Annotated in this window: 23 protein-coding genes; 12 read left to right on the forward strand and 11 right to left on the reverse strand. The window is 68.8% G+C overall.

Going from position 1 to position 26,041, the window contains the following annotated elements; translation table 11 throughout:
- Positions 1 to 112 precede the first annotated feature (112 nt).
- The 4 genes from CFB52_RS08925 (at position 113) to CFB52_RS08940 (ending at position 7,075) form a co-directional block, all read left to right on the forward strand.
- The gene (locus CFB52_RS08925; protein ID WP_059583447.1) at positions 113 to 1,222 is read left to right on the forward strand and encodes an efflux RND transporter periplasmic adaptor subunit; all 1,110 of its coding nucleotides are present in this window, start codon (positions 113 to 115) and stop codon (positions 1,220 to 1,222) included.
- Positions 1,219 to 4,365, forward strand: coding sequence for an efflux RND transporter permease subunit (locus tag CFB52_RS08930; RefSeq protein ID WP_059583449.1), 3,147 nt, complete (start codon positions 1,219 to 1,221; stop codon positions 4,363 to 4,365). Before CFB52_RS08925 ends, CFB52_RS08930 begins: the two co-directional genes overlap by 4 nt.
- A 2-nt stretch (positions 4,366 to 4,367) precedes the next feature.
- Positions 4,368 to 5,921, forward strand: coding sequence for an efflux transporter outer membrane subunit (locus CFB52_RS08935; RefSeq protein WP_099316434.1), 1,554 nt, complete (start codon positions 4,368 to 4,370; stop codon positions 5,919 to 5,921).
- Between the two features lie 125 nt (positions 5,922 to 6,046).
- Positions 6,047 to 7,075: a MerR family transcriptional regulator gene (locus CFB52_RS08940; protein ID WP_099316435.1), complete on the forward strand. Its 1,029-nt coding sequence runs from the start codon at positions 6,047 to 6,049 to the stop codon at positions 7,073 to 7,075.
- 121 nt (positions 7,076 to 7,196) lie between these two features.
- Here CFB52_RS08940 and CFB52_RS08945 read toward each other — a convergent pair whose 3' ends face one another.
- Positions 7,197 to 7,721, reverse strand: a complete 525-nt coding sequence (locus CFB52_RS08945) for a M949_RS01915 family surface polysaccharide biosynthesis protein (protein WP_099316639.1) — start codon at positions 7,719 to 7,721, stop codon at positions 7,197 to 7,199.
- Positions 7,722 to 7,799: 78 nt separating this feature from the next.
- Positions 7,800 to 9,182 carry a sigma-54-dependent Fis family transcriptional regulator gene (locus CFB52_RS08950; protein ID WP_099316436.1) on the reverse strand — a complete coding sequence of 461 codons (1,383 nt, stop codon included), beginning with the start codon at positions 9,180 to 9,182 and terminating at the stop codon, positions 7,800 to 7,802.
- Between the two features lie 253 nt (positions 9,183 to 9,435).
- Between CFB52_RS08950 and CFB52_RS08955 the strand changes: the two genes are divergently transcribed.
- From CFB52_RS08955 to CFB52_RS08965, 3 genes are read left to right on the forward strand one after another with little or no spacing between them, the layout of a single operon-like run.
- A complete protein-coding gene (locus tag CFB52_RS08955) occupies positions 9,436 to 10,320 on the forward strand; it encodes an MBL fold metallo-hydrolase (RefSeq protein ID WP_099316437.1) in 885 nt (294 codons plus the stop codon).
- A gap of 33 nt (positions 10,321 to 10,353) precedes the next feature.
- On the forward strand, positions 10,354 to 12,021 hold the full coding sequence (locus tag CFB52_RS08960) for a bifunctional protein tyrosine phosphatase family protein/NAD(P)/FAD-dependent oxidoreductase (protein ID WP_099316438.1): 1,668 nt from the start codon (positions 10,354 to 10,356) through the stop codon (positions 12,019 to 12,021).
- Between the two features lie 18 nt (positions 12,022 to 12,039).
- Positions 12,040 to 12,846, forward strand: coding sequence for a sulfite exporter TauE/SafE family protein (locus CFB52_RS08965; protein WP_099316439.1), 807 nt, complete (start codon positions 12,040 to 12,042; stop codon positions 12,844 to 12,846).
- A gap of 103 nt (positions 12,847 to 12,949) precedes the next feature.
- On the opposite strand, the gene CFB52_RS08970 is transcribed toward CFB52_RS08965, so the two are convergent.
- The 4 genes from CFB52_RS08970 to CFB52_RS08985 form a co-directional block, all read right to left on the reverse strand.
- A complete protein-coding gene (locus CFB52_RS08970; RefSeq protein ID WP_059583461.1) occupies positions 12,950 to 13,771 on the reverse strand; it encodes an ABC transporter permease subunit in 822 nt (273 codons plus the stop codon).
- Complete coding sequence (locus CFB52_RS08975) at positions 13,768 to 14,694, reverse strand: ABC transporter permease subunit (protein ID WP_059583463.1); 927 nt, start codon at positions 14,692 to 14,694, stop codon at positions 13,768 to 13,770. The genes CFB52_RS08970 and CFB52_RS08975 overlap by 4 nt, the downstream gene beginning before the upstream one ends.
- On the reverse strand, positions 14,691 to 15,851 hold the full coding sequence (locus CFB52_RS08980) for an ABC transporter ATP-binding protein (protein WP_059583465.1): 1,161 nt from the start codon (positions 15,849 to 15,851) through the stop codon (positions 14,691 to 14,693). Before CFB52_RS08980 ends, CFB52_RS08975 begins: the two co-directional genes overlap by 4 nt.
- A gap of 86 nt (positions 15,852 to 15,937) precedes the next feature.
- Positions 15,938 to 17,032, reverse strand: coding sequence for a polyamine ABC transporter substrate-binding protein (locus CFB52_RS08985; protein ID WP_059583467.1), 1,095 nt, complete (start codon positions 17,030 to 17,032; stop codon positions 15,938 to 15,940).
- A gap of 418 nt (positions 17,033 to 17,450) precedes the next feature.
- On the opposite strand from CFB52_RS08985, the gene CFB52_RS08990 reads away from it, so the two are divergent.
- Positions 17,451 to 17,654, forward strand: a complete 204-nt coding sequence (locus CFB52_RS08990) for a DUF1289 domain-containing protein (protein WP_006493160.1) — start codon at positions 17,451 to 17,453, stop codon at positions 17,652 to 17,654.
- A gap of 76 nt (positions 17,655 to 17,730) precedes the next feature.
- Here CFB52_RS08990 and CFB52_RS08995 read toward each other — a convergent pair whose 3' ends face one another.
- The 3 genes from CFB52_RS08995 to CFB52_RS09005 form a co-directional block, all read right to left on the reverse strand.
- Positions 17,731 to 18,372 carry an OmpW family protein gene (locus CFB52_RS08995; RefSeq protein WP_059583469.1) on the reverse strand — a complete coding sequence of 214 codons (642 nt, stop codon included), beginning with the start codon at positions 18,370 to 18,372 and terminating at the stop codon, positions 17,731 to 17,733.
- A gap of 65 nt (positions 18,373 to 18,437) precedes the next feature.
- Complete coding sequence (locus CFB52_RS09000) at positions 18,438 to 19,628, reverse strand: nitronate monooxygenase family protein (RefSeq protein WP_059645920.1); 1,191 nt, start codon at positions 19,626 to 19,628, stop codon at positions 18,438 to 18,440.
- A 123-nt stretch (positions 19,629 to 19,751) separates the two neighbouring features.
- Positions 19,752 to 21,188: an aldehyde dehydrogenase family protein gene (locus CFB52_RS09005; RefSeq protein ID WP_099316440.1), complete on the reverse strand. Its 1,437-nt coding sequence runs from the start codon at positions 21,186 to 21,188 to the stop codon at positions 19,752 to 19,754.
- A 267-nt stretch (positions 21,189 to 21,455) separates the two neighbouring features.
- Here CFB52_RS09005 and CFB52_RS09010 point away from each other — a divergent pair, with 267 nt between their 5' ends.
- The 3 genes from CFB52_RS09010 (at position 21,456) to CFB52_RS09025 (ending at position 23,199) form a co-directional block, all read left to right on the forward strand.
- Entirely contained in the window at positions 21,456 to 21,821 is a 366-nt protein-coding gene (locus CFB52_RS09010) for a hypothetical protein (RefSeq protein WP_027784520.1), read from the forward strand.
- A gap of 211 nt (positions 21,822 to 22,032) precedes the next feature.
- Positions 22,033 to 22,587 (forward strand): hypothetical protein, encoded by a 555-nt coding sequence (locus CFB52_RS09020; protein WP_099316640.1) that lies wholly within the window; start codon positions 22,033 to 22,035, stop codon positions 22,585 to 22,587.
- Between the two features lie 15 nt (positions 22,588 to 22,602).
- A complete protein-coding gene (locus CFB52_RS09025) occupies positions 22,603 to 23,199 on the forward strand; it encodes a polysaccharide deacetylase family protein (RefSeq protein ID WP_099316442.1) in 597 nt (198 codons plus the stop codon).
- Here CFB52_RS09025 and CFB52_RS09030 read toward each other — a convergent pair.
- The gene (locus tag CFB52_RS09030) at positions 23,196 to 24,161 is read right to left on the reverse strand and encodes a phosphotransferase (protein ID WP_099316443.1); all 966 of its coding nucleotides are present in this window, start codon (positions 24,159 to 24,161) and stop codon (positions 23,196 to 23,198) included. The genes CFB52_RS09025 and CFB52_RS09030 overlap by 4 nt on opposite strands.
- Positions 24,162 to 24,186: 25 nt before the next feature.
- On the opposite strand from CFB52_RS09030, the gene CFB52_RS09035 reads away from it, so the two are divergent.
- Entirely contained in the window at positions 24,187 to 24,876 is a 690-nt protein-coding gene (locus CFB52_RS09035) for a cephalosporin hydroxylase family protein (RefSeq protein ID WP_060966161.1), read from the forward strand.
- Here CFB52_RS09035 and CFB52_RS09040 read toward each other — a convergent pair.
- Positions 24,833 to 26,041: a glycosyltransferase gene (locus CFB52_RS09040; RefSeq protein WP_099316444.1), complete on the reverse strand. Its 1,209-nt coding sequence runs from the start codon at positions 26,039 to 26,041 to the stop codon at positions 24,833 to 24,835. The genes CFB52_RS09035 and CFB52_RS09040 overlap by 44 nt on opposite strands.

Genomic DNA, 26,041 nt, shown 5'->3' on the forward strand with positions numbered 1-26,041 from the left:
GTTTCTGACAATGTTGTCCGTCTGTCCGCGTGCGCCGATGCCGGCGCCGTTTTGGGGCAAGCGCCCGTCGCGCTTGCCGGCTTCGTTCCGCTCCACCTCACCTGGGGGTTTCGTGAATCGCTCCGGTTCCCGCGCCGCGCTGCTGATCGGCGCCGCGCTCGTCCTTGCCGCCTGTCATCCGAAAGAATCCGCGCCGCCCGCCCCGCGCCCCGTCGTCGCGCTGCCCGCACGGGCCGACACCGCCGCGGCCGCGCGCACGCTGCCCGGCGACATCCAGCCGCGCTATGCCACCCCGCTGTCGTTCCGCATCGCCGGCAAGATCATCGAGCGCCGGGTGCGGCTCGGCGATACGGTGAAGGTCGGCCAGGTCGTCGCGCTGCTCGATCCGTCCGACGTCGAGAAGAACGCCGCGAGTGCGCAGGCGCAACTCGATGCCGCGACGCACAGCCTCGCGTTCGCGAAGCAGCAGCTCGACCGCGATCGCGCGCAGGCCCGCGAAAACCTGATCGCGACCGCGCAGCTCGAACAGACCCAGAACAGCTACACGTCGGCGCTCGCGCAGCGCGACCAGGCGCAGCAGCAGCTCGCGCTCGCGAAGAACCAGCTCCGCTACGCGACGCTCGTCGCCGATCACGCGGGCACCATCACCGCCGAACAGGCCGACACCGGCCAGAACGTGTCGGCCGGCCAGCCGGTCTACCAGCTCGCGTGGTCGGGCGACGTCGACGTGGTGAGCGACGTGCCCGAGGCCGCGCTCGCGTCGCTCGCGCCCGGTCATGCGGCCACCGTCACGCTGCCGTCGCTGCCGGGGCGTCAGTTCGCCGCGAAGGTGCGCGAAATCGCGCCGGCCGCCGATCCGCAAAGCCGCACCTGGCGCGTGAAGCTCACGCTCGGCACGCCCGATCCCGCGATCCGGCTCGGGATGACCGCGGACGTCGCGTTCGCCGGCGCGCCGGTTGCCGGCGACGCGCAGCCGATCACGCTGCCCGCCACCGCGCTGTTCCACGACGGCGCGCAGCCGGCCGTGTGGGTCGTGCGCACCAAGGACGACACGCTCGAGTTGCGCCGCGTCGACGTCGCGCGCTTCAACGAGCGCACCGTCACCGTGTCGCGCGGGCTGCAGCCGGGCGAGCGCGTCGTGCTGCAGGGCGTGCATACGGTCAGCGCGGGCGAGAAGGTGCGCGCGATCGCGCCGCTGCATCCGGAGGACTTCGCATCGTGAGCGTCTCCCACGAAGAAGGCCGCTTCAACCTGTCCGCCTGGGCGCTGCGCCACCAGGCGCTGGTCGTCTACCTGATCGCGCTCGCGACGCTCGCGGGCATCCTCGCGTACACGCGGCTCGCGCAATCCGAAGACCCGCCGTTCACGTTCCGCGTGATGGTGATCCGTACCTTCTGGCCCGGCGCGAGCGCGCGGCAGGTGCAGGAACAGGTGACCGACCGGATCGGCCGCAAGCTGCAGGAAACGCCGGCCATCGACTTCCTGCGCAGCTATTCGCGCCCGGGCGAATCGCTGATCTTCTTCACGATGAAGGATTCGGCGCCCGTGAAGGACGTGCCCGAGACCTGGTACCAGATCCGCAAGAAGGTGGGCGACATCGGCTATACGCTGCCGCCCGGCGTGCAGGGTCCGTTCTTCAACGACGAATTCGGCGACGTCTACACCAACATCTGGACGCTCGAGGGCGACGGCTTCACGCCCGCGCAACTGCACGACTACGCGGACCAGTTGCGCACCGTGCTGCTGCGCGTGCCGGGCGTCGGCAAGGTCGACTATTTCGGCGACCCCGACCAGCGGATCTTCATCGAGGTCAACAACGCGCAGCTCACGCGCCTCGGCATCTCGCCGCAGCAGCTCGGGCAGGCGATCAACGCGCAGAACGACATCTCGTCGGCCGGCGTGCTGACGACCGCCGACGATCGCGTGTTCGTGCGGCCCAGCGGCCAGTTCGACAACGTCGCCGCGATCGCCGACACGCTGATCCGCATCAACGGCCGCACGTTCCGGCTCGGCGATCTCGCGACGGTCAGGCGCGGCTACGACGATCCCCAGGTTACGCAGATGCGCGCGAACGGCCATGCGGTGCTCGGCATCGGCGTGACGATGCAGCCGGGCGGCGACGTGATCCGGCTCGGCAAGGCGCTCGACGCCGAATCGAAGGATCTGCAGGCGCAACTGCCGGCCGGCCTGAAGCTGACCGAAGTATCGAGCATGCCGCACGCGGTCTCGCACTCGGTCGACGACTTCCTCGAAGCCGTCGCCGAAGCGGTCGCGATCGTGCTGGTCGTGAGCCTCGTGTCGCTCGGGCTGCGCACCGGGATGGTCGTCGTGATCTCGATTCCGGTCGTGCTCGCGGTCACCGCCCTCTTCATGTACCTGTTCGACATCGGGCTGCACAAGGTGTCGCTCGGCACGCTCGTGCTCGCGCTCGGGCTGCTCGTCGACGACGCGATCATCGCGGTCGAGATGATGGCCGTGAAGCTCGAACAGGGCTACAGCCGCGCGCGCGCCGCCGCCTTCGCGTACACCAGCACCGCGTTCCCGATGCTGACGGGCACGCTCGTCACGGTATCGGGCTTCCTGCCGATCGCGCTCGCGAAATCGAGCACCGGCGAATACACGCGCTCGATCTTCGAGGTGTCGGCGATCGCGCTGATCGCGTCGTGGTTCGCGGCCGTCGTGCTGATCCCGCTGCTGGGCTATCACATGCTGCCCGAGCGCAAGCGGCACGCGCACGAGGCGCACCTGCCCGACGATCACGAGCACGACATCTACGACACCCGCTTCTACCGGCGGCTGCGCGGCTGGATCGACTGGTGCATCGAGCGGCGCTTCGTCGTGCTGCTGATCACGGGCGCGCTGTTCGTCGTCGCGCTGATGGGCTTCACGCTCGTGCCGCAACAGTTCTTCCCGAGCTCCGACCGGCCCGAGCTGCTGGTCGACCTGCGGCTGCCCGAAGGTGCGTCGTTCGCGGCGACGCTGCGCGAGACCGAGCGCCTCGAGAAGGTGATCGACAAGCGTCCCGAGATCGACCATGCGGTGAACTTCGTCGGCAGCGGCGCGCCGCGCTTCTACCTGCCGCTCGATCAGCAGTTGCAACTGCCGAACTTCGCGCAGTTCGTGATCACCGCGAAATCGGTCGAGGATCGCGAGAAGCTCGCGGCCTGGCTCGAAACCACGCTGCGCGACAAGTTCCCGGCCGTGCGCTGGCGGCTGTCGCGGCTCGAGAACGGCCCGCCGGTCGGCTATCCGGTGCAGTTCCGCGTGAGCGGCGACAGCATCGCGACGGTCCGCTCGATCGCCGAGAAGGTCGCGGCGACGATGCGCGGCGACGCGCGCACGGTCAACGTGCAGTTCGACTGGGACGAGCCGGCCGAGCGCTCGGTGCGCTTCGAGCTCGACCAGAAGAAGGCGCGCGAGCTGAACGTCACGTCGCAGGACGTGTCGAGCTTCCTCGCGATGACGCTGTCCGGCACGACCGTCACGCAGTATCGCGAGCGCGACAAGCTGATCGCCGTCGACCTGCGCGCGCCGCGCGCCGACCGCGTCGATCCGGCGAAGCTCGCGGGCCTCGCGCTGCCGACGCCGAACGGCCCCGTGCCGCTCGGCTCGCTCGGCCGCTTCACGCCGACGCTCGAATACGGCGTCGTGTGGGAGCGCGACCGCCAGCCGACCATCACCGTGCAATCCGACGTGCGCGCCGGCGCACAGGGCATCGACGTCACGCACGCGGTCGACGCGAAGCTGAACGCGCTGCGCGCGCAGTTGCCGGTCGGCTACCAGATCAACATCGGCGGCTCGGTCGAGGAAAGCGCGAAGGCGCAGGCATCGATCAACGCGCAGATGCCGCTGATGGCGATCGCCGTATTCACGCTGCTGATGATCCAGCTGCAAAGCTTCTCGCGCGTGCTGATGGTCGTGCTGACCGCGCCGCTCGGGCTGATCGGCGTGGCCGCGACGCTGCTGCTGTTCGGCCAGCCGTTCGGCTTCGTCGCGATGCTCGGCGTGATCGCGATGTTCGGGATCATCATGCGCAACTCGGTGATCCTGGTCGACCAGATCGAGCAGGACATCGCGGTCGGCCACGGCCGCGTCGACGCGATCATCGGCGCGACCGTGCGGCGCTTCCGCCCGATCACGCTGACGGCCGCGGCCGCCGTGCTCGCGCTGATCCCGCTGTTGCGCTCGAATTTCTTCGGGCCGATGGCGACCGCGCTGATGGGCGGCATCACGAGCGCCACCGTGCTGACGCTGTTCTACCTGCCTGCGCTGTACGCGACGTGGTTCCGCGTGAAGCGCGACGAACGCGACCCTCGGGACGGCCCGCCGCCAGGCGCCACGTCTGCCGCGCCGTCGGGAACCTGACCATGAATCGATCGATGACCCTGAAAACGAAAACCGTTCGGGCGCTCGCGGCGGCGAGCCTCGCCGGCCCGCTCGCGGGCTGCGCATGGTTCGCGCCGAGCGGCGAGCCGCCCGCGATGCCGTCGCCCGCGCACTACGGCGCCGCGCCGCAGGTCGAGCAGACCGTGTCCGCGCAAGGCGTCGCGCAGCAGTTCGAGGTCGGCGCACAGCCGGTGCCGGACTGGTGGAAACAGTACCGTTCCGATGCGCTGAACGCGCTCGTCGACGAAGGGCTGCGCAACAGCCCGACGCTGAGCGCGGCGTCGCATTCGCTCGATGCCGCGCGCGAACAGTTGCGCGGGCAGATCGGCAGCTCGATGCTGCCGTCGATCGACGCGGTCGGCCAGGCCGCGCGCCAGCGCGCGCTCGGCGTGCCGATTCCCGCGCTCGGCGCGCCGACGCTGCTGTACGACACGTTCGTCGGGCAACTGCAGGCGAGCTACACGGTCGACCTGTTCGGCGTGTCGCGCTTCGGGAACCGCGCGCTCGCGAAACGCGTCGACGTCAGCGCGTTCCAGCTCGAATCCGCGCGGCGTGCGCTGGCCGCGAACATCGTCACCGCGTCGATCACCGTGTCGGTGCTCAATGCGCAGATCGAGACCACCGAGCGGCTCGTCGCGCTCGCGAACGACCAGGCGCACGACGCCGAGCGCCGTTACGCGCTCGGTTCGGCATCGCGCAGCGACGCGCTCAATGCCCGGCAAAGCGCCGACACGTTCTCGGCGAGCCTGCCCGCGTTGCGCCAGCAGCGCGACTCGGCGCGCCATGCGCTCGCGGTGCTGGTCGGCCGTACGCCCGACCGGCCGCCGGCCGATCTCGCGCTCGCCGACCTGCACCTGCCCGAACAGGTGCCCGTCGTCGTGCCGTCGGACCTGCTGCAAAGCCGCCCGGACATCCAGGCCGCCGATGCGGGGCTGAAGGCCGCCGCCGCCGACGTGGGCCTCGCGACCGCGCAGATGTTCCCGCAACTGTCGCTGTCGGCGGCGATGGGCAAAGGCGGCTTCAGCTGGCCAACGATGCTGTCGGGCGCCGGCGCGATCTGGAACGTCGGCGCGTCGCTGAGCCAGCCGATCTTTCACGGCGGCGCGCTGCTCGCGCAGCGCCGCGCGGCGAAGGCGACTTACGAGGCCGCGGTCGACCAGTACAAGCAGGCGGTGCTCGGCGCGTTCCAGAACGTCGCCGATTCGCTCGCGGCGCTCGAGCATGACGCGCAAGCGCTCGACGCGTCGTCGCGCGCCGCGCTGTCCGCACGGGGCGCATACGACGACGCGGCCGCCCGCGTGCGGCTCGGCGCGCTGCCGCCGTCGGCCGCGCGCGCGAGCGAATTGCAGTACCGCAATGCGCGGCTCGACGAGATTCGCGCGACCGGTGCGCGGCTCGCGGATACCGCGCGGCTTTACCAGGCGATGGGCACGCCGCCGGCCGGCAAGGACGCGCCGTCCGACAAGGCCGGCAACGCCGCCGGTGACACTGCGACCGGCAAGGAAGCACGCGCCGCCGCGCCTTCGGCGCAATAACCGGCCCCCTCGGATCGGACGCGCGTGCGGCTACCCGCCACGCGCGTCCGATCGCCGATCTTCCGCTTGACCCTCACGTAGCGTAACGTTCGAGACTCCAGTGTGCGCACCGAACGGAGGAACGAATGCGGCTGAAAGTGGGAGAACTGGCGAAACGCAGCGGGCTGACCGTCCGCACGCTTCATCACTATCACGCCATCGGCCTGCTGACGCCTTCGGCGCGCGCCGACAACGGCTACCGGCTGTACGACCGCGACGACATCGCCCGGCTCCACCAGATCCAGGCCCTGCGTCGCTTCGGACTGTCGCTCGCCGAAATCGGCGACTACCTGAACCAGCCCGGCACCCCGCTCGTCGATCTCGTCGCGAAGCAGATCGCGTCGCTCGACCGCCAGCTCGCGCAAACCGCGCAGCTGCGCGAGCGGCTCGCGAGCCTGCATGCGCAGCTCGCGGCGGGCACCGAGCCGGAACTGGCCGATTGGCTCACCACACTGGAGTTGATGACCGTGTACGACAAATATTTCTCCGAGGAAGAACTCGCGCGCCTGCCGATGTACCAGAAGAGCCAGGCCGGCGACGCGGAATGGATCGCGCTCGTCGCGCAAGTTCGTGCGCTGCACGAGGCGGGCGTGCCCGCCGAGGACGAGCGCGTCCGTGCGCTCGCCGCGCGCTGGATGGCGCTGCTGGTACGCGACACGAACAACGATCCGCGGCTGCTCGCGAAACTGAACCTGATGCACGAGCAGGAGCCGTCGATGCAGTCGAAGTTCGGCATCTCGACCGCGTTGCGCGACTATGTGCTGCGCGCATCATCGGAAACGAAGATGCGGCTCTTCGAGAAGTACCTCACGCCGGACGAGATCCGCTTCATGCGGGCGCACTACGCCGAACGCGCGATGGAATGGCCGCAACTGATGGCCGACGTGCGCGACGCGATCGATGCGGGCACGCCGCCCGATTCGCCGCAAGGCCGCGCGCTCGCGCAGCGCTGGCTCGAGCTGTTCCGCAGCTACGCGGGCGACGATCCGGCCACGCACGCGAAATTCCGTCAGGCGTTGATGAACGAGCCAGCGCTGACGAAGGACTCGTGGACCGACGACACGCTGCTGGGTTTCATGCGCGCAGCGATGGCGCAGTTGGCGCCGGTGCGTTGATCGCATGACCGGCGGGCGGCGAGCGGTTTCCCGTTTGCCGCCCGTTTCACCATTGGCGGCCGGTATCGCGCGCCCAACGGCCGGGCGTCCGGCCAGCGCCCGTTCACGCCAATAACCCACCCTAGTCGCTGCGCATGCTGATGCCGCGCCAGCGCTTCGTCATGTAGCGCAGAAACGCGGGCTGCGCCTTCAGGTCCGCGTTCGGCACGGGCGCCGCGCCGCCGTCGACCAACTTGCCGTTGACCGTCACGGTTTCCTCGCCGCGCAGCACGTACTTCGTCCCCGCGTCGATCAGGAAATACTTGACCTGATCGGCACTCACGTCGCCGCGGCAACCGATCTTGTACGCGAACAGGAACTGCTTGCGGCCGGTGCCGAGCAGGTCGCGCATCTCGATCGATTTCGGCACGACGTCGAGAATCACGTCGACCGGGCAATCCTTCACGTAGTCGCGCACCGTCCAGTCGGGGCGACCGTCGAGCGTCGCGGATACCTTGAGCTCGACGTCGTCGCCGGATACGGTTCTGGCGAGCGTCACGGCATGCGCGCCGGCCGCGTCGGTCCACGTGTAATCGGCCGCCTGTACGGGACTGGACAGCGCTGCCGCCGTGAGAAACAGGCCAGGCAAAAGGAAGCGTATTTTCATCGGCGACGGGGTGGGAATCGAACGCGCCATTATCGACGAAGCCGCGCGCCGCCGACAGCCTCGCGCGACACCCGCCGTTCAGCGCTCCCGCGTACCGAGACCGAGCGCCTTCATCCGCCGGTACAGCGTCCGTTCGCTCAATCCGAGCCGCTCGGCGAGCGCCTTGCGCGTGCCGTCGAACGCGCGCGCGATGCGCACGAGCTCCGCGTCCGACACGCCGCGCGTGTCCGCCGCCTGCACGTGCGGCGCGGCCGCGGCCGCGACCAGCTCGGCCGGCAGGTGTTCGACGCGAATCGTCCCGTCGTCCGCGAACAGGCACGCGCGTTCGAGCACGTTGCGCAGCTCGCGGATGTTGCCGGGCCACGCATACGCGTCGAGGCATGCGCGCGCGCGCTCGGTCAAACTGAACGGCCGGGCATTCGCGTCGCCCGCCTTGCCGCGCGCGTTCGCGATGCGCCGCAGGATCGATTCGGCCAGCAGCGCGACGTCGCCCCGCCGTTCGCGCAGCGCCGGCAGCGGAATCGGAAACGCGTTGATCCGGTAGTAGAGATCCTGCCGGAACCGGCCGTCGTCGATCATCTCGCGCAGCGGCTTGTGGGTGGCCGCGACGAGCCGGAAATCGGCGCGCAGCGCCTCGACGCCGCCGACACGCCGGAACGTCCCGGATTCGATCAGCCGCAGCAGCTTCACCTGCATCGGCAGCGGCACGTCGCCGATCTCGTCGAGAAACAGCGTGCCGCCCTGCGCGGTTTCGACGAGGCCCGGCTTGCGCTGGTTCGCGCCCGTGAACGCGCCCTTCTCGTAGCCGAACAGCTCGCTCTCGAACAGCGTCTCGGCGATCCCCGAGCAATCGACGACGACGAACGGCCCCATCGCGCGGTCGCTCGCCTCGTGCAGCGCGCGGGCGAACAGCTCCTTGCCCGTGCCCGATTCGCCGAGCAGCAGCACCGGCAACGTCGAGGGTGCCACGCGCTGCAGCGCGCCGAGCGCCGCATTGAACGCGTCCGAGCCGCCGACGAGCCCTTCCGCGCTCGGCTGCGCGGACGCGCTGCGCACCGTCGTCAGCCGCTCGACATACGCGATCACGTTGCCGTGCGCATCGAAGATCGGCCGCAGTTCGACGTCGACATGCTCGGGGCCGCGCGGCGTGTGATGGATGTGCAGCACGCGGTTCAGCCCGCGCGATTCGAGCGCCTGCTTCATCGGGCAATGCTCGCCGGCCTGGTCGCACGGCACGTCGTAGTGATGCGACACCTGGAAACAGTGCCGGCCCACGTGCTCGACGCCGGCCACACCGAACTGGCGCCGGTACGCGTCGTTCGCCGCGAGGATCCGGTAGTCGGGATCGACCACGATCATCGGCTGCGGGTCCTGCTCGAGATACGCGACGAGTGCGCGTACGTCGGGCATCGCGTCGTGGCGCGGGGCGGGGACGATCGGAATGGTGTCGTGCGGATTCATGCGGCGGCTCGCTCGGCGAAGGGGTGCCCGGACGGACTGCCAGGCAGGCTGCCAATTCTGCCACGACACTGCCAGTTGTGGCAGTCATCGTCGTCAACCGGATGTCGACGCTGCCTTCGGCGGGCCGCCGATGCACCGAAAAACCGAGCCGAATCAAGTCTTTGCCACATCGGTGGACGTTGCACCGCAGGTTGGCACGCTTCTTGAAGCAAAGACCGCGATTGCAGATGCAGAACCCGATCGAGGACACCCCGTGAGCCACGCCCCCGCCCTGTCGGTCGAAGGTTTTTTCGACCCGGCGACCCACACCGTCAGCTATCTCCTGCTCGATACGGCGAGCCGCGCGTGCGCGCTGATCGACAGCGTGCTCGACTACGACCCGAAATCCGGCCGCACGCGCACCGCCAGCGCCGACCGGCTGATCGCGCGCGTCGCCGAACTCGGCGCGACCGTGCACTGGCTGCTGGAAACGCACGTGCACGCCGACCACCTGTCGGCCGCGCCGTACCTGAAAGCGCGGCTCGGCGGCCGGATCGCGATCGGCTCGCACGTGCGTCGCGTGCAGCACGTGTTCGGCACGCTGTTCAACGCGGGCCCCGGCTTCGCGGAAGACGGCCGCCAGTTCGACCGGCTCATCGACGACGGCGACACGCTCGCGCTCGGCGCGCTGACGATCCGCGCGCTGCACACGCCGGGCCACACGCCCGCGTGCATGACCTACTGCGTGGACGATGCGACACAGCGCGCGGCGTTCGTCGGCGACACGCTGTTCATGCCCGACTACGGCACGGCCCGCTGCGACTTCCCCGGCGGCGACGCGCGCACGCTGTACCGCTCGATCGCGCGCGTGCTCGCGCTGCCGCCCGACACGCGCCTGTATCTGTGCCACGACTACCAGCCGGGCGGCCGCGACGTGCAGTTCGTGACGACCGTCGCCGAGCAGCGCCGCGCGAACGTGCACGTGAAGGACGGCGTGACCGAGGACGATTTCGTCGCGATGCGCACCGCGCGCGACGCGACGCTCGACATGCCCGTGCTGATGCTGCCGTCCGTGCAGGTCAACATGCGCGCCGGCCACCTGCCCGAACCCGAGAACAACGGCGTGCGCTACCTGAAGATTCCGCTCGACGCGATCTGAGCCGCGCGCCTCGCCCATCCGGAGAACCCCGACATGACCATCCGCAAGCTGACCGACACGCTGTCGGTCTCGCCGCAGATCGCGGCGGCCGACCTGCCCGCGCTTCACGCGGCCGGCATCCGCGCGATCATCTGCAACCGGCCCGACGGCGAAGGCGCCGACCAGCCGACCGTCACCGAAATCCGCGCGGCCGCCGCGCCGCTCGGCATCGACGTGCATTACCTGCCGGTCGATACCGGCAAGGTAACCGACGACCAGGCCGCGCAGTTCGGTGCGCTGCTTGCGTCGCTCGACGGGCCCGTGCTCGCGTACTGCCGCAGCGGCACGCGTTCGGCCACGCTGTGGGCGCTGTCGCAAGCCGGCCTGCGGCCGCTGGACGACCTCGTGGCAGCCGCCGGCGCGGCTGGCTACGATCTGAGCGCACTCGCCTCCCGTATCGCGCCAGGCGGCCGCCAGACGGCGCCGACCGTGGACGCACGGCACGACGTCGTGATCGTCGGCGCCGGTGCGGCGGGCATCGCGGTCGCGTCGAGCCTGCTCGCGCGCGACGCGTCGCTCGACATCGCGGTGATCGATCCGGCCGACGTCCACTATTACCAGCCCGGCTGGACGATGGTCGGCGCGGGCGTGTTCCAGCCCGGCACCACCGCGCGGCCGATGACCGACGTGCTGCCGCGCGGCGTGCAGCGGATCCAGGCCGCCGTCGCGGGCTTCGAGCCCGACGCGCATGCGGTCGTGCTCGACGGCTGCCGGCGCATCGGCTATCGCAAGCTCGTCGTGTGCCCGGGGCTCAAGCTCGACTGGCACGCGATCGACGGCCTCGCCGACACGCTCGGCCGCAACGGCGTCACGTCGAACTACCGCTACGATCTCGCGCCGTACACGTGGGAACTCGTGCGGGCGTTCCGCGGCGGCAATGCGCTCTTCACGCAACCGCCGATGCCGATCAAGTGCGCGGGCGCGCCGCAAAAGGCGATGTACCTGTCATGCGACCACTGGCGGCGCGCGGGCCGACTCGCGGCCGCGAACGTCGAATTCCTGAATGCGGGCGGCGCGCTGTTCGGCGTCGCCGATTACGTGCCCGCGCTGATGGAGTACGTGAAAAGCTACGACATCGCGCTGTCGTTCGGCCACAACCTCGTCGCGATCGACGGGCCCGCGCGCCGTGCGACGTTCTCGCGCGCGCTGCCGGAAGGCGGCAAGGAAACCGTCGAGCGCGCGTTCGACATGATCCACGTCGTGCCGCCGCAGAAGGCGCCGGACTTCGTGCGCGCGAGCCCGCTCGCCGACGCGGCCGGCTGGATCGACGTCGATCCGGCGACGCTGCGGCACAAGCAGTTTCCCGACATCTACGCGCTCGGCGACGTCACCAACACGACCAATGCGAAAACCGCCGCGGCCGCCCGCAAGCAGGCGCCCGTCGTCGCGCACAACCTGCTCGCGTCGCTCGGCCGCGCGCACGGCGACGCGGTGTACGACGGCTACGGCTCGTGCCCGCTCACCGTCGAGCGCGGCAAGATCGTGCTCGCCGAGTTCCTGTACGGCGGCAAGGTCGCGCCGACCTTCCCCGCATGGCTGATCGACGGCAAGCGCCCGTCGCGGCTCGCATGGCTGCTCAAGGAGCGCGTGCTGCCGCCGCTCTACTGGAAGGCGATGCTCAAGGGTCGCGAATGGCTCGCGAAGCCCGCGATCGCACGTTGACCGGAGCGCGATGACGTCATGCTGATTTCCCTCGTGCTCGGCGGTTTCGTCGGCGCCGTGCTCGGCCTGACCGGCGCCGGCGGCGGCATTCTCGCGGTGCCCGCGCTCGTCGTCGGAATGAGCTGGCCGATGCAGCAGGCCACGCCCGTCGCGCTCGTCGCGGTGGCCGGCAGCGCCGCGCTCGGCGCGCTCGAAGGCTTTCGCCGTGGGCTCGTGCGCTATCGCGCCGCGCTGCTGATGACCGTGGCCGGCGTGCCGCTGACCACGCTCGGCGTGCGGCTCGCGCACGTGCTGCCGCAGCGCCTGCTGCTCACGCTGTTCGCGCTGACGATGCTGGTCGTCGCCGGCCGCCTGCTGCGACAGGCGCTGCGGCGGCAGGCGGCCGATGCGGACGCGTCGCCGCTGTGCGTCGGCCGCGTGAATCCCGATACGGGCCGGCTCGTGTGGTCGTGGCCCGTGGGCATCGCACTGGCGTCCACCGGCGCGGTCACGGGCTTGATGACGGGATTGCTCGGTGTCGGCGGCGGCTTCGTGATCGTGCCGATGCTGCGCAAGTTCACGAACGTGTCGATGCATGGGGTGGTCGCGACGTCGCTGATGGTGATCGCGCTGGTCGGCACCGGCGGCGTGTTGGCCACGCTCGTGTCGGGCACGCGCGCGCCGCTCGACGTGACGCTGTGGTTCACCGTCGCGACCGCGATCGGGATGGCGATCGGCCGCGGCGCGTCGCGCCACCTCGCCGCGCGGCACGTGCAGGCCGGGTTCGCGGCCGTGCTCGTGTGCGTCGCGCTGGGGTTGCTGGCGAAGGCGGCGTTCGGCGCATAGACGCCGGCGACGGGCCAGCGATCGTGACGCGCCGCCAAACAAAACGCCCGGCCCGACTCGTCGTCGGCACCGGGCGTTTTTCATGACGGCCGCAATCGGCCCGTCAGGCGGCGAACCCCGCCATCCGCTTGCGTTCCTGACGCAGCATCACGAAGTTCGCGATCACGACGCCGGCCGTCACCGCGATGATGAACAGCGTCGCGAGCGCGTTCATCTCCGGGTTCAGGCCGAGGCGCACGCGCGAGAACACGACGAGCGGCAGCGTCGTCGAGCCGGGGCCCGACAGGAACGCCGACAGCACGAGATCGTCGATCGACAGCGTGAACGACAGCAGCCAGCCCGCGATCAGCGCCTGCGAGATCAGCGGCAGCGTGATCGTGAAGAACACCTTCAACGGCGTCGCGCCGAGATCGAGCGCGGCTTCTTCCAGCGACGGATTCAGCTCGCGCACGCGCGACTGCACGATGATCGCGACGTAGGAAATGCACAGCATCACGTGGCCGAGCCAGATCGTGAACACGCCGCGCTCGGCCGGCCAGCCGATCCACTTCGCGAGCTCGATGAACAGCAGCAGCAGCGAGATCCCCTGGATCACCTCGGGGATCACGAGCGGCGCGTTGATCATCCCGCTGAACAGCGCGAAGCCGCGAAAGCGCCCCATCCGCGCGAGCACGAAGCCGGCCCACGTGCCGATGAACACCGACGCGAACGCGGTCAGCACGCCGATCTTCAGCGACAGCCACGCAGCCGTCAGCAACTCGTCGTCCTCGACGAGCGCCGCGTACCAACGGAACGAAAAACCCGACCACACGGTGACGAGCTTCGACTCGTTGAACGAATAGACGATCAGGCTGAGGATCGGGATGTACAGGAACGCGAAGCCGACGAACAGCGCCGCGAACTGCAGGTAGCGATTCGGCTTCATCGGCGGCCTCCCTGTTCCTTCGCCTGGAAGTGCTGGAACATCGCCATCGGCACGAGCAGCAGCAGCACCATCGCGCAGGTCACGGCCGACGCCATCGGCCAGTCCGCGTTGTTGAAGAACTCGTTCCACATCACGCGGCCGATCATCAGCGTATTCGCGCCGCCGAGCAGCTCCGGAATCACGTATTCGCCGACCGCCGGAATGAACACCAGCAGGCACCCCGCGATGATCCCGTTCTTCGACAGCGGCAGCGTGATCTGCACGAACGCCTTCCACGGCTTCGCGCCGAGGTCGTACGCGGCTTCGAGCAGGCGCAGGTCCATCTTCACGAGGTGCGCGTAGAGCGGCATCACGAGAAACGGCAGATACGAATACACCATCCCGATGTACACCGCGTAGTTCGTGCGGTACAGCTCGATCGGCGCATGGGTGAGCCCGATCCACATCAGGAAGTTGTTCAGCAGCCCGTTGTTCTTCAGGATGCCGATCCACGCGTACACGCGGATCAGGAACGACGTCCAGAACGGCAGCATCACGCCCATCATCAGCAGGTTGCGGGTGGCCGGGTTCGAGCGCGCGATGTAATACGCCATCGGATAGCCGAGCAGCAGGCACAGCAGCGTCGTGATCGCGGCCACCACCACCGAATTCACGTAGGTCGCGAAATACAGGCTGTCGGTCAACAGGAACGCGTAGTGCGACAGGTTCAGCGCGATGTGCACGACGCCGTCCGCGTACGACGTGAGTTCCGTATACGGCGGGATGCCGAGCTGCAGCTCCGCGAAGCTGATCTTCACGACCAGCACGAACGGCACGAGGAAGAACAGCACGAGCCACGTGAACGGGCCAGCCACGACCGCCGTGGCGCCCGTCAGGTTGAAACGCCGCACCGGCCACTCGAGCAGGGACTTGAACGCGTTCATGACGTCAGCACCACGCCGGCGGTCGCGCTCCAGCGCACGTAGATCTCGTCAGCGAGCGCCGGCGTGTCGAGTTCGGAAATCGCGAGGCTCGACACGTTCGCGATCACCGTCTTGCCCCCGTCGAGCTTCACGTGATACAGCGAATAGCCGCCCATGTACGCGACGTTGCTGATCCGGCCGCGCGCCCAGTTGAACGCGCCTTCGGGCGGCTTGCGCGTGAGCGCGATCCGCTCGGGGCGCACCGACACCGTGACCGGCATCCCGAGCGGGCCCGAGATCCCGTGGCTCACGTACAGCCGGCTCGGCAGCTCCGGCGATTCGATGTACACGTGATCGGGCTCGTCCTCGACCGTCACGCCGTCGAACAGGTTCGTCGAGCCGATGAATTCGGCCGAGAAGCGGCTGTTCGGGTATTCGTACACTTCGTTCGGCGAGCCGATCTGCACGATCTGGCCTTCGCTCATCACCGCGAGCCGGTTCGCCATCGTCATCGCCTCTTCCTGGTCGTGCGTGACCATGATGCACGTGACGCCGACCTTGTTCAGGATGTTGACGAGCTCGATCTGCGTGCGCTGGCGGATCTGCTTGTCGAGCGCCGACATCGGCTCGTCGAGCAGCAGCAGCTTCGGGCGCTTGACCAGCGAGCGGGCCAACGCGACACGCTGCTGCTGGCCGCCGGACAACTGGTGCGGCTTGCGCTTCGCATACTTGCCCATCTGCACGAGTTCGAGCGCGGACGCGACACGCGCCTTCAGTTCGGCCTTCGGCGTGCCTTCCTGCTTGAGCCCGAACGCGACGTTCGACTCGACCGACATGTGCGGGAACAGCGCATACGACTGGAACATCATGTTCACGGGCCGCTTGTACGGCGGCATCTGCGCGAGGTCCTCGCCGTCGATCAGGATCTTGCCCGACGTGACCGTCTCGAGGCCCGCGAGCATCCGCAGCAACGTCGACTTGCCGCAGCCCGAGCTGCCGAGCAGCGCGAACAGCTCGCCCTGGCGCACGGTCAGGTTGACGCTGCGCACGGCTTCGGTGTCGCCGAATTTCTTGACGACGTCGACGATCTGGATGAAGTTCTCGGCGCGCGCATCGGCGCCGGAGGAGGAAACGGAGAACGGCGCGCCCGCAACCGGCGCGCCCGACTGGCTATTCATGATGTGCTGCTTCTCTCCTGCGTTAGACGAACAAAGCCCCCGGGGGCACCAGGGGCTTCATGACCGCGGGTTCACTTCGGCTCGCGTCAGCGGCCCGACTTCAACTCGGTCCACAGACGCGTCTGCAGACGCTGGATTTCAGGCGGCAGCGGCTTGAGCAGGAACAGCGTCTTCACGACGTCGGCCGGCGGGTAGACGGCCGGGTCGTTCGCGACGTCGGGCCGCACGTACTTGCGTGCCTCGGCGTTGGCGCTCGGGTAGTACACCGCGTTGGTGATCGCCGCGTGCACCTTCGGATCCTCGATGTAGTTGATCCACTGCAGCGCGGCTTCCTTGTTCTTCGCGTCCTTCGGGATCGCCATCACGTCGAACCACACCGGCGCGCCGCCCTTCGGAATGTAGTACTCGACCTTGTACGGCTTCTTCGCCTCGATCGCGCGATGCTTCGCGATCACGACGTCGCCCGACCAGCCGAACGCGAAGCAGATGTCGCCGCCGACCAGGTCGTTGATGTAGCCCGACGAGTTGAATTGCGTGATGTACGGGCGGATCTTCTTCAGCACGTCCATCGCGGCCTTGTAGTCGGCCGGGTTCGTGCTCATCGGATCCTTGCCGATGTAGTGCAGCGTCGCCGCGAACATCTGGTCGGGGGCGTCGAGCACCGACACGCCGCAGGTCTTCAGCTTCGCGATGTTTTCCGGCTTGAACAGGATGTCCCAGTTGTCGAGCGGCACCTTGCCGAGCGCCTGCTGCGCCTTCGTCAGGTTGTACGCGAGACCGGTCGTGCCGTACGCCCAGGGCACCGAGTACTTGTTGCCCGGATCCGCGCCGGCGACGAGCGCCATCAGTTGCGGATCGAGGTACTTGAGGTTCGGCAGCTTCGACTTGTCGAGCGGCGCGAAGATGCCGGCGGCGATCTGCTTGCCCGCGTAGTTGCTGGTCGGCACGACGATGTCGTAGCCCGAGCTGCCCGTCAGCAGCTTCGCCTGCAGCGTGTCGTCGCTGTCGTAGTTGTCGTAGCGGACCTTGACGCCCGTCTGCTTCTCGAAGTTCGGGATCGTGTCCTTCGCAATGTAGTCCGACCAGTTATAGACATTGAGCTGCGTATCCTTCGCCGCTGCCGCCGATGCGCCCACGCACAGCGCGAGCGCCGCGAACCGGCCCACTACCTTTGCTTTCATCCCGTTCTCCCTTCGGCCGGACGCATTGCCCGGCTGCCGTCTGCCTCGTCATGGCGGCGCATTCCGGCGCGCCGCCCCTCGAAAACCCCGAAAACTACCATCATTCGCGCCCCGTCACAAAAAAATCATGCCGGTGTCGCGCAAACGGAACAGATTCCCGCCGCCGGTCGGTCGAGCCGCCCGTGCGGCGGGGCGTTCCGGGGGAATTCTATCGGGTAATCGGCGGTTGTCCACCGGCAAAAACGGACGACGGAGAATCCGCGTTTGCATGGCGCACGGCCCGTTCGACGGCCGCGCGCAACGCCGGGCAGTACTGTCGCGCTCCCGCGCCGGGACGGCATGCGGGCGGCAACGTCCGGCCGGGCCGCCGCGATGCATTAAAATGGCGGCTGACGATTCAACTGCGCGAACCCTGCCGATGGCCTCCAATCTTCACGACCTCCCCGACAGCCCCTGCATCGGCGTGTGCTCGACGCTTTTCGACGAAGTCTGCAAGGGCTGTGGCCGCACGGCCGCCGAAGTCTCGAACTGGGTGTTCCTGAGCGACGACGAAAAGCGGGCGGTGTGGGAACGCATCACGCGCGAAGGCACCGCGATGCGCTTCCAGTACGACAAGCTGTAAATCCGCGCGCACAAAAAAAGAGCGGCATGCCGACCGCCATGCCGCCAACCCCAACTCTGTTCTTTTACAGTCGCGTCTAGAACTTCATCCCGACGCCCACGCCGACGATCAGCGGATCGATGTGCAGCGTGCCGATGCCCTTGTCGCCCAACGTCGCATCGGTGCTCATCCAGATCTTCTTCACGTCGACGTTCATGAACACCTTCTTCGTCAACTGCACGTCCACGCCGAACTGCAGCGCGGGGCCGAAGCTGCTCTTGTTGATCGACACGCCCTCCCCGCCGACGTTGAGCCCGTTGTTGTAGAAGTACGTGTAGTTCAACCCGGCGCCGACGTACGGACGCACCTTGCCCGCATGGTTGAAGTGATACTGCAGCAAGAGCGTCGGCGGCAGCACGCCCACGCCGCCGAGATTGCCGAGGCTCGACGTCATCTGGTGCCGCGACGTGCCGAGAATCAGTTCCACGCCGAGGTAGTCGCGGATCATGTACGTGAAGTCGAGCTCGGGCACGATCGCGTTGTTCACGCCCGTGTTGATCGCGCCGAGCGTGTCGCTCGCGCGCTCGTTCGGCTGGATGCTGATCGCGCGAAGCCGAACCAGTACGTCACCCTGGTTGATGCCGTCCCCCGGCGATGCCGCGTACGACAGCGACGGCATCGCGAGGACGCTTGCCGCGACGGCGGCGGTGGTGACACAAGTTCGAATCGTTTTATGCATGGTACGGACCCCCAAAGAATGGTTTCCATTCTCCCTGTAGGGTCTTTTCGTCATCTTGATATTGGTCAAGCCAGCGTAAACGTGGGACGGTTTGCCGCAGGCTCGGTCGCACTGCCCGTCAGCAGCAGGTCGAGCAGATCGCGCACGCTGCGGATCGCGCGGCCGAACGGCAGCGCTTCGCGGCCGCGGAAGAACAGCCCGTTCGCGATGTCGCCGCGCAGCGCGGCCGCGAGCCGCGTGTCGATGCAGAAGTGGCCGAATTTCTCGATGCCGTCGCGCAGCCCGCATACGCTCAGGCATTCGAGCGCGGTCGGGCAACGCTGCCTGAACGCGCCGAGCTTGTTGCGAATGCGCGTCTCGTTGCGCAGGTAACGATCGAGCCACGGCGTCTTCACCGCGCGTGCCGGCAGCCCCGTCACGCTGACGAATTCGACGATGTCGTCGGGCGTCGCATCGGCAAGCACCCGCTTGAAACGCGGATGCGCATCGCCCTCTTCGGTCACCGCGAACGGCGTCCCGACCTGCACGCCGTTCGCGCCGGCCGCGAACGCCGCGCGCACCGTGTCGTGGCTGTTGATCCCGCCGGCCACGATCAGCGGGATCGTGTCGCGGGCGACACCGAGCGACGCCATCACCTGCGCGGTCTCGTCGAGCACGCGCGCGAAATCGAAGCGGCCGTCGTGCATGTCGTCGAGCTGCGTGACGCCGAGGTGGCCGCCGGCGTGCGCCGGATGCTCGATCACGATCGCATCGGGCAAACGGCCCTTCTTCATCCACTTCTTCAGCACCAGCGCGATGCCGCGGCTGTCCGACAGGATCGGGATCAGCGCGATGTCGCGCCCTTGCGTGAGGTCGGGCAGATCGAGTGGCAGGCCCGCGCCCATCACGATCGCGTCCGCGCCCTCGTCGCACGCGACCCGCACGTAGTCCGCATGCGCGCTCACCGCCTTCATCACGTTGACCGCGATCATCCCGCGCCCTTCGCTGTACGTTTTCGCGAGACGGATCTCGCGCGCGAGCGCGTCGAGGTTCGCCGCCTCGAGCGTCGCGCGATCGGGTTGCGCGCGGCAACGCGCGAGCAAATCCGCATGATGGTGGCGCAGGTCGATGCTCGCGATCGTGCCGACCGCGCCTTCGCGCGCGACGCTGCCCGCCAGCCGGTGCGCGGAGATGCCGACGCCCATGCCGCCCTGCACGACGGGCAGCAAGGTGCGGCCGCGGATCGTCAGCGGCGGAAAGGAGGTGCGTACGGTCATCTGAAACCTCGTCGGAACATCGGAACCGCGATGATCGACGATCCACCGCCGCGCACCTTGACGGCCGTCAAGAAAAAAACGGCACGCGAGCGTGCCGTTTCCGATTCGGGCCGCGAGCGGCGTTCAGGCCGGCTTCGCCGGCTTCAACTGTATCGACTTGTACTCGAGATACTCTTCGAGCCCGTACACGCCGTTCTCGCGGCCGTACCCCGACTGCTTGAAGCCGCCGAACGGCGCGGCGGCGTTCCACGTGCCGCCGTTGATGTCGACCTGCCCCGTGCGGAGGCGGCGCGCGACGCGCATCGCGCGCTCGTCGCTGCCTGCCCACACCGCACCGCCGAGCCCGTACGGCGAATCGTTCGCGATCCGCACGGCCTCGTCTTCATCGCGATACGTGATGATCGACAGCACCGGCCCGAAGATCTCTTCCTGCGCGATCGTCGATTTCGGATCGACGCGCCCGAACACGGTCGGCTTCACGAAGAAACCCTTTTCGAGCCCTGCCGGCAATCCGGTGCCGCCCGTCACGAGTTCCGCGCCTTCGTCGATGCCGCGCTGGATGTACGCCTGCACGCGCTGCTGCTGCGCGGCCGACGCCAGCGCGCCGAGGCGCGTCGCCTCGTGCCGCGGGTCGCCCGCGACGTACGACTCGGCCGCCGCCTTCGCGAGTTCGCGCGCCTCTTCGTAGCGCGCTTGCGGCACCAGCATCCGCGTATGCGCGGAGCAGGTCTGGCCCGCGTTCAGGTAGCACGCGTTGACCGTGCCCTTCACGGCCGTCGCGAAATCGGCATCGTCGAGGATCACCGACGCCGACTTGCCGCCCAGCTCAAGCGCGACGCGCTTGACGCTCGCGGCCGCCAGCTCGGCCACGCGCTTGCCCGCGCGCGTCGAGCCGGTAAACGACACCATGTCGACGTCCGGATCGCTGGCCAGCACCTCGCCGACGACGGGGCCATACCCGCACACCAGGTTGAACACGCCGGCCGGCAGCCCGGCCTCGTGGATCGCTTCGGCGAGCATGAATGCATTCAGCGGCGCGACTTCCGACGGCTTCAGCACCACCGTGCAGCCGGCCGCGAGCGCCGGCGCGACCTTCAGCGTGACCTGATTGAGCGGGTAGTTCCACGGCGTGATCGCCGCGACGACGCCGACCGGCTCGCGCACCACCAGCGAATTGCCGACCCGCGCGTCGAATTCGAACGATTCGGCGAGCTTCGCGTACGCCTTCCAGTTGTAGATCGGGCCGCCCACCTGGATCGCCCGCGACAGCTTGATCGGCATGCCGACTTCGCCGGTGATCGACTGCGCGAGTTCCTCGCTGCGCGCCTGCAGATGCTCGACGATCTTGCGCAGGTAACCCGCGCGCGTCGCGGCCGGCGTGGCCGCCCACGCGTCGAAGGCCGCGCGCGCCGCGCGGATCGCGGCCTGCGCGTCGGACGCGACGCCCTCGGGAATCCGGCCGATCACGGCTTCGGTGCCCGAATCGATCACGTCGATCGTGCCCGTGCCGGCCGGTTTGCGCCATGCGCCGTCGATGTAGAACTGGTCGTAGATTTTCATCGTGTTCCGCCTCCAGGGAAGCCGCCATTCTAGCGAGCGTTTCGGTGGCTGGTGTGACGAATGACAGCCGTCCGAAAGGACCGGCGAGGCCCCGCGCCGGTGCTCCGCCGCCCGCGCGCATGGCCGGCGGCGCCTTCGTCCGGCCAACGCCGCGTCAGCGTCCACCCGGGTGCGCGGCCGGGCCCGCATCGTGCTATGTTTTTACTATCGGCATCGGCCCGTTGCGGCCGGCGCCGCCCGGAATCGACGCACTTCGTGAGCGCTGCCATGTCCGACGCATCCCATACCCTCGGCTCGCAAGACCGCCTGGAGCTGCTTTGCTGGCTCACCTGCGGCAACCTCGGCGCGTTTTACCTCAACGAATCCTGGCCGGACGCCGCGTTCCAGGTCCAGGCCGCGCACCGCTGGCTCGACCGCCATCACCGCCAGGCCGACTGGCTCGCGGTCGCCAGGCTCGCGGCGCTCGCGCAGGACATCGCGAAGCGGCATGCGGGCTTCGTCGACGCGTCGTGGGCGCGCGACGCGGTCGAGGAAATCGTCGATACCGACGATCTCGACTATCGGGCCAAACTCGTGCAATGGGTGTACGAGGACTGCTGCAAGGCGCTCGCCGACAAGCGGCTGGCCGATTGAGCCGCGCAGAGGCGGCATGAGACGTCAGGCAGCGTGATATCGCGGCGGTTTGACGAGGCTCGACGGAGCGATTCCGCGCGGCGTCGCGGGGGCGGCAGGCGCACGACCGCCCTTCCGTGTCGCCGCCCCGCGCGAAGCGTCATAGAATCGTCGTCGCCGGCAGCTCGGCCGCTGCGACCCGACATCCCTCTCGAACATGAAGAACACGCGCGTGACGCTCGCCCATCGACTTCTGCTGATCGCCGGCGCCTCGATCGCGCCGATGGCCGGCGCGGGTACCGCCGGTGCGGCACCCGCGGCCTCGCCGGCCGCGGCCTGCGCCTCGCCTGCGTTCGACCGTTATCCGGCGCCGGCCGCCACCCGCGCGCCGCGCAAACCGGCTGCCGCGCCTCGGCTCGCCGGCAGCGAAGCGCGCCTGTACCGCACCGTCATTCGTGACGCATTCGCGCAGCCGGCCAATTTTGCCGGCCACTACCGCGTCGCGATCTGGGGTTGCGGAACGGATTGCCGAAACTTCGCGATCCTCGACAAGAACACGGGCGCGACGTACACGATGCCCGGCGTGACGGCCATCTCGGGCGTGATGGGCAACGACGACGAGCGCGTCGACTTCCGTGCCGGCAGCAGGCTGCTGATCGTCGCCGGCTGCTTTAACGACGATTGCGGCGACGGCCACGCGAAAGCGGCCCGCTTCTTCTACGAATGGACCGGCTCCCGGCTGCGTCCGGTCGGCACCTGCCCGCTGGCCATCGAGCCGGTTCAGTGAGCGACCCTGGCAATCATGACGTCCATTCACCTCAGTTTCGACGACGGCCCCGGCCCGTCGACGCCCGCGCTGCTCGACGTGCTGCGCGACGCCGCGTGCGCGGCGACGTTCTTCGTGCTCGGCCAGCACTTGCCAGGCGCGCTCGACGTCGCGACGAGAATCGCGCGCGAAGGCCACCGGCTCGGCAATCACACCTATTCGCATGCGAGGCCGGGCACGCTCACCGACGCCGCACTGATCGACGAGATCGATGCAACCGATGCGCTGATCCGCGACGTCTACCGCCGCGCCGGCCTTGCCGCGCCCGGCACGATCCCGCTGCGCCTTCCGTACGGGTTGATGCCGCACGACGATCGCGCGGCCGTGCTCGCGCGCCTGCGGCGCGAACACACCGGCTGGACCGCGATACTGGACGACTGGCAGCGGCCGCCCCCGTCACCCCAGGCACTGTTCGACGCGATGTGCGCGCATGTCGACGCCTGCACGGCGCGGCAGCGCGACGTGCTGTTCTGCCTGCACGACGGGTCGCGGCATGGCGAAGCGCGGCCCAACACGGTCGAAGCCGTGCGCCTGTTCCTGAACCGGCGGCGCGCCGACGCGACGCCCCGCTAGCCCGCGGGCACCGTCCCGTCCAGCAACTGGCGCCAGCCGCCAAGGAAACCGATCCCGGGCCCCGGCATCCACAGCCCGCGCTGCGCGGCCTCGAGATGGATCAGCGTCTGATCCGCGCAGAACAGCGTCATCAGCGCGTCGTGGTTGTCGCGCAGCCACGCCGGCGCCGCATCCGGCCGCGTCGCCGCATAAGCCTCCAGGCCGGCCGTCCATCGCCCGCGGTCGAACACGAAGCCATCGTCCCGGCCCGCATCGCGCGACAGCGCGAACGACGCAAAGGCCGCCTCGAGCCATTGCGCCCCCTGCCCCACGTCGTCGAAATCCAGCACGCCGTTCACCGCGTTGCCGACATACAGCAGGTTGCCCGCGTGATAGTCGCCGTGCAGCCAATGCACCGGCCCCGTCAACCACGATGCCGCCGCGTCGAGATGCGTGCCGATCCGCCGGATCACCGTGCCGTAGTCGTCGCTCAAGCCGGCCGGCAGCGACGGCATCGCGCGCGCCGCGACGCGCGCATGACGGGCCGACAGCCACGCCAGCGGCGCCGCTTCGCCGGCGGGTATCGCGGCCAGCGCCGCATGCAGATGCGCGAGCGTGCGCATCGCATCGATCGCGCCCGCATGCGGGTCGTCCGGCAGGCCGGGACGGCCGTCGATATGCTCGAACAGATGCAACCAGCTCCCGTCGGGCGTCTGCACGCCGGGTTGCGCGTCGACGGTCGGGCGCAGCCGCGGCAGCGCGGGCAGCGTCGACACCGTGCGCGCCTCGCCGAGACGCGCGAGTATCGACGCCTCGCGCCGCATCTGCGCGACCGGCTTGCCGGACCACGACACGCGCAGCACCGTGCGCCCCGCATCGCCCTCGACGAGATACGTTTTGTTAGTATGGCCCGACGCCAGCGCCTGCAGGCGCGCGGGCCCGGTATTCCAGTACCGGTGAAGCCACGATTCCAGCGTTTTCACGTCACTCCTACTCGTTGCATCGACCATGTCAGAGCGTCCTTCGGCCCGCATGCGGGACATCAACATCGAATGGCTGACGCGCGCCGCCGAATTCGGCCATCTGTTCCAGACCCGCTGGCTCGGCGAGCGCTTCTTCCATCTGCCCGGCGACATGCTCGCGCTGCAGGAACTCATCTGGCGCGAGCGTCCCGACTGCATCGTGCAGACCGGCATCGCGGCGGGCGGCGGCGTGGTGTTCACCGCGTCGATGCTGGAGCTGGCGGGCACCGATGGCCGCGTCGTCGCGATCGAGCCGCGCCTGCGCGACGAGGTCCGCCAGCGCCTGCACGCGCACCGGCTCGCCCACCGCATGGTGCTGATCGAGGGCGAATCGTGCGCGGCCGACACGCTCGCGTCGGTGCGCGCGCAGATCGGCGACGGCGCGCGCGTGATGGCGATTCTCGATCTCACGCATACGCACGCGCACGTGCTGCGCGAACTCGAATGCTATGCGCCGTTCGTGACGCCCGGCAGCTACGCGATCGTGATGGACACGATCATGGAGTACCTGCCCGAGTCGATGTTCGACGGCAAGCCGTACGGCCGAGGCAACAACCCGGCCACGGCCGCGCGCGAATTTCTTGGCCGCGACGACCGGTTCGAAATCGACCACGACATCGAGGACCGCGTGCTCATGACGCTGTCGCCAGGCGGCTTCCTGAAGCGAGTGCGCTGATCAGGCGGGCCGCTTGCGCGGAGCCGTCGCACGCGGCATAGCTGTCGCGGATCCGCGCCGCCTGCTCGCGCAACGATCCGGCACGCAACAGGCGTTCGAGCGCGTCGGTAATGGCCGCGACGCCGGCCTGCCGCAGATCGAGCACACAGCCCGCGCCGGCCCGCTCGACGAAATGCGCCGAATGGAACTGGTCGTTGCAGAACGGCGACAGCAGCATCGGCACGCCGCACGCGAGCGACTCCATCACCGAATTCGCGCCGCCGTGGCTGACGAACGCATGCGTGCGCCGCAGCAGCGCCAGTTGCGGCGCGTAACGTACCGCGATCACGCGTTCGTCGCCGGCCGGCAGCAGATCCGAATCGACCAGTTCGCCCACCGACAGCACCAGTTGCGCGGCCGTCGCACGCGTCGCGTCGATTACCTTCGCGAACAGGTCCGGGTGGTAGTAAAGCTGGCTGCCGAGCGACATGTAGACGAGCGGACGATCCGCGTCGAGGCGTTCCCATGGAAACACCGTCTCGTCGCCGCGCGGGCCCGACGGCATCGCGGGGCCGACCAGCTCGACGCCGGGCGGCGGCGCGCCGACCAGCGCGTCGGTCGTGAACGCGAGCGTCAGGTGCGGCGACAGCACGTCGCACCCGCGAAAGCGCGCGTCGAGGCCGTAGCGCGCGAACAGGCGCGTGCGTTCCGGTTCGAGCCATCGCACCGTGCGCAGCAATTCCGAATCGAGATCGTCCGGCAGCACCGGATTCAGCGAATTGGACATCGACACCCACGGCAGCCCTTCCAGCTCGGCGGCAATCGCCGCCGCATAGAGCAGCGGATCGATCACGACCACGTCGGGCTGCCATTCGCGCAGCACCGCGCGGATGCCGTCCACCTGCGCGGGCGCGAGATCGATCAGCAGCGTGCGGATCCAGTGCCGCAGCCAGTCGGCGTCGCGAATGTTCGCGGCGAAGCTCGCGCCGCGCGACAGGTCGTGGCGCTCGGGCGTCTCGCGCGGCCCGACGAACGCGAAGTCGCCCGCGCCGTCGAGCTGCGCGCTGATGTCGGCCGGCGCATAGAACGCGACGTCACAGCCGGCGGCGCGCAGATGCTGGGCCGGGCCGATGCACGGATTGACGTGGCCCTTCTCGGGCACCACGCAGAACAGGATGCGTTTCAT

It is taken from the genome of Burkholderia sp. AU18528 (assembly GCF_002223215.2).
Classification (GTDB): Bacteria; Pseudomonadota; Gammaproteobacteria; order Burkholderiales; family Burkholderiaceae; genus Burkholderia; species Burkholderia semiarida.

What these genes read in the sequence shown, in the direction of transcription:
- CFB52_RS08960 (WP_099316438.1), top strand. Translation starts at nt 10,354, where the DNA reads ATGACCATCCGCAAGCTGACCGACACGCTGTCGGTCTCGCCGCAGATC.
- CFB52_RS09010 (WP_027784520.1), top strand. Translation starts at nt 21,456, where the DNA reads ATGTCCGACGCATCCCATACCCTCGGCTCGCAAGACCGCCTGGAGCTG.
- CFB52_RS08995 (WP_059583469.1), bottom strand. Translation starts at nt 18,372, where the DNA reads ATGCATAAAACGATTCGAACTTGTGTCACCACCGCCGCCGTCGCGGCA.
- CFB52_RS08975 (WP_059583463.1), bottom strand. Translation starts at nt 14,694, where the DNA reads ATGAACGCGTTCAAGTCCCTGCTCGAGTGGCCGGTGCGGCGTTTCAAC.
- CFB52_RS08970 (WP_059583461.1), bottom strand. Translation starts at nt 13,771, where the DNA reads ATGAAGCCGAATCGCTACCTGCAGTTCGCGGCGCTGTTCGTCGGCTTC.
- CFB52_RS08980 (WP_059583465.1), bottom strand. Translation starts at nt 15,851, where the DNA reads ATGAATAGCCAGTCGGGCGCGCCGGTTGCGGGCGCGCCGTTCTCCGTT.
- CFB52_RS08965 (WP_099316439.1), top strand. Translation starts at nt 12,040, where the DNA reads ATGCTGATTTCCCTCGTGCTCGGCGGTTTCGTCGGCGCCGTGCTCGGC.
- CFB52_RS09040 (WP_099316444.1), bottom strand. Translation starts at nt 26,041, where the DNA reads ATGAAACGCATCCTGTTCTGCGTGGTGCCCGAGAAGGGCCACGTCAAT.
- CFB52_RS08940 (WP_099316435.1), top strand. Translation starts at nt 6,047, where the DNA reads ATGCGGCTGAAAGTGGGAGAACTGGCGAAACGCAGCGGGCTGACCGTC.
- CFB52_RS09000 (WP_059645920.1), bottom strand. Translation starts at nt 19,628, where the DNA reads ATGACCGTACGCACCTCCTTTCCGCCGCTGACGATCCGCGGCCGCACC.
- CFB52_RS08945 (WP_099316639.1), bottom strand. Translation starts at nt 7,721, where the DNA reads ATGAAAATACGCTTCCTTTTGCCTGGCCTGTTTCTCACGGCGGCAGCG.
- CFB52_RS08985 (WP_059583467.1), bottom strand. Translation starts at nt 17,032, where the DNA reads ATGAAAGCAAAGGTAGTGGGCCGGTTCGCGGCGCTCGCGCTGTGCGTG.
- CFB52_RS08950 (WP_099316436.1), bottom strand. Translation starts at nt 9,182, where the DNA reads ATGAATCCGCACGACACCATTCCGATCGTCCCCGCCCCGCGCCACGAC.
- CFB52_RS09005 (WP_099316440.1), bottom strand. Translation starts at nt 21,188, where the DNA reads ATGAAAATCTACGACCAGTTCTACATCGACGGCGCATGGCGCAAACCG.
- CFB52_RS08990 (WP_006493160.1), top strand. Translation starts at nt 17,451, where the DNA reads ATGGCCTCCAATCTTCACGACCTCCCCGACAGCCCCTGCATCGGCGTG.
- CFB52_RS09035 (WP_060966161.1), top strand. Translation starts at nt 24,187, where the DNA reads ATGTCAGAGCGTCCTTCGGCCCGCATGCGGGACATCAACATCGAATGG.
- CFB52_RS09025 (WP_099316442.1), top strand. Translation starts at nt 22,603, where the DNA reads ATGACGTCCATTCACCTCAGTTTCGACGACGGCCCCGGCCCGTCGACG.
- CFB52_RS08935 (WP_099316434.1), top strand. Translation starts at nt 4,368, where the DNA reads ATGAATCGATCGATGACCCTGAAAACGAAAACCGTTCGGGCGCTCGCG.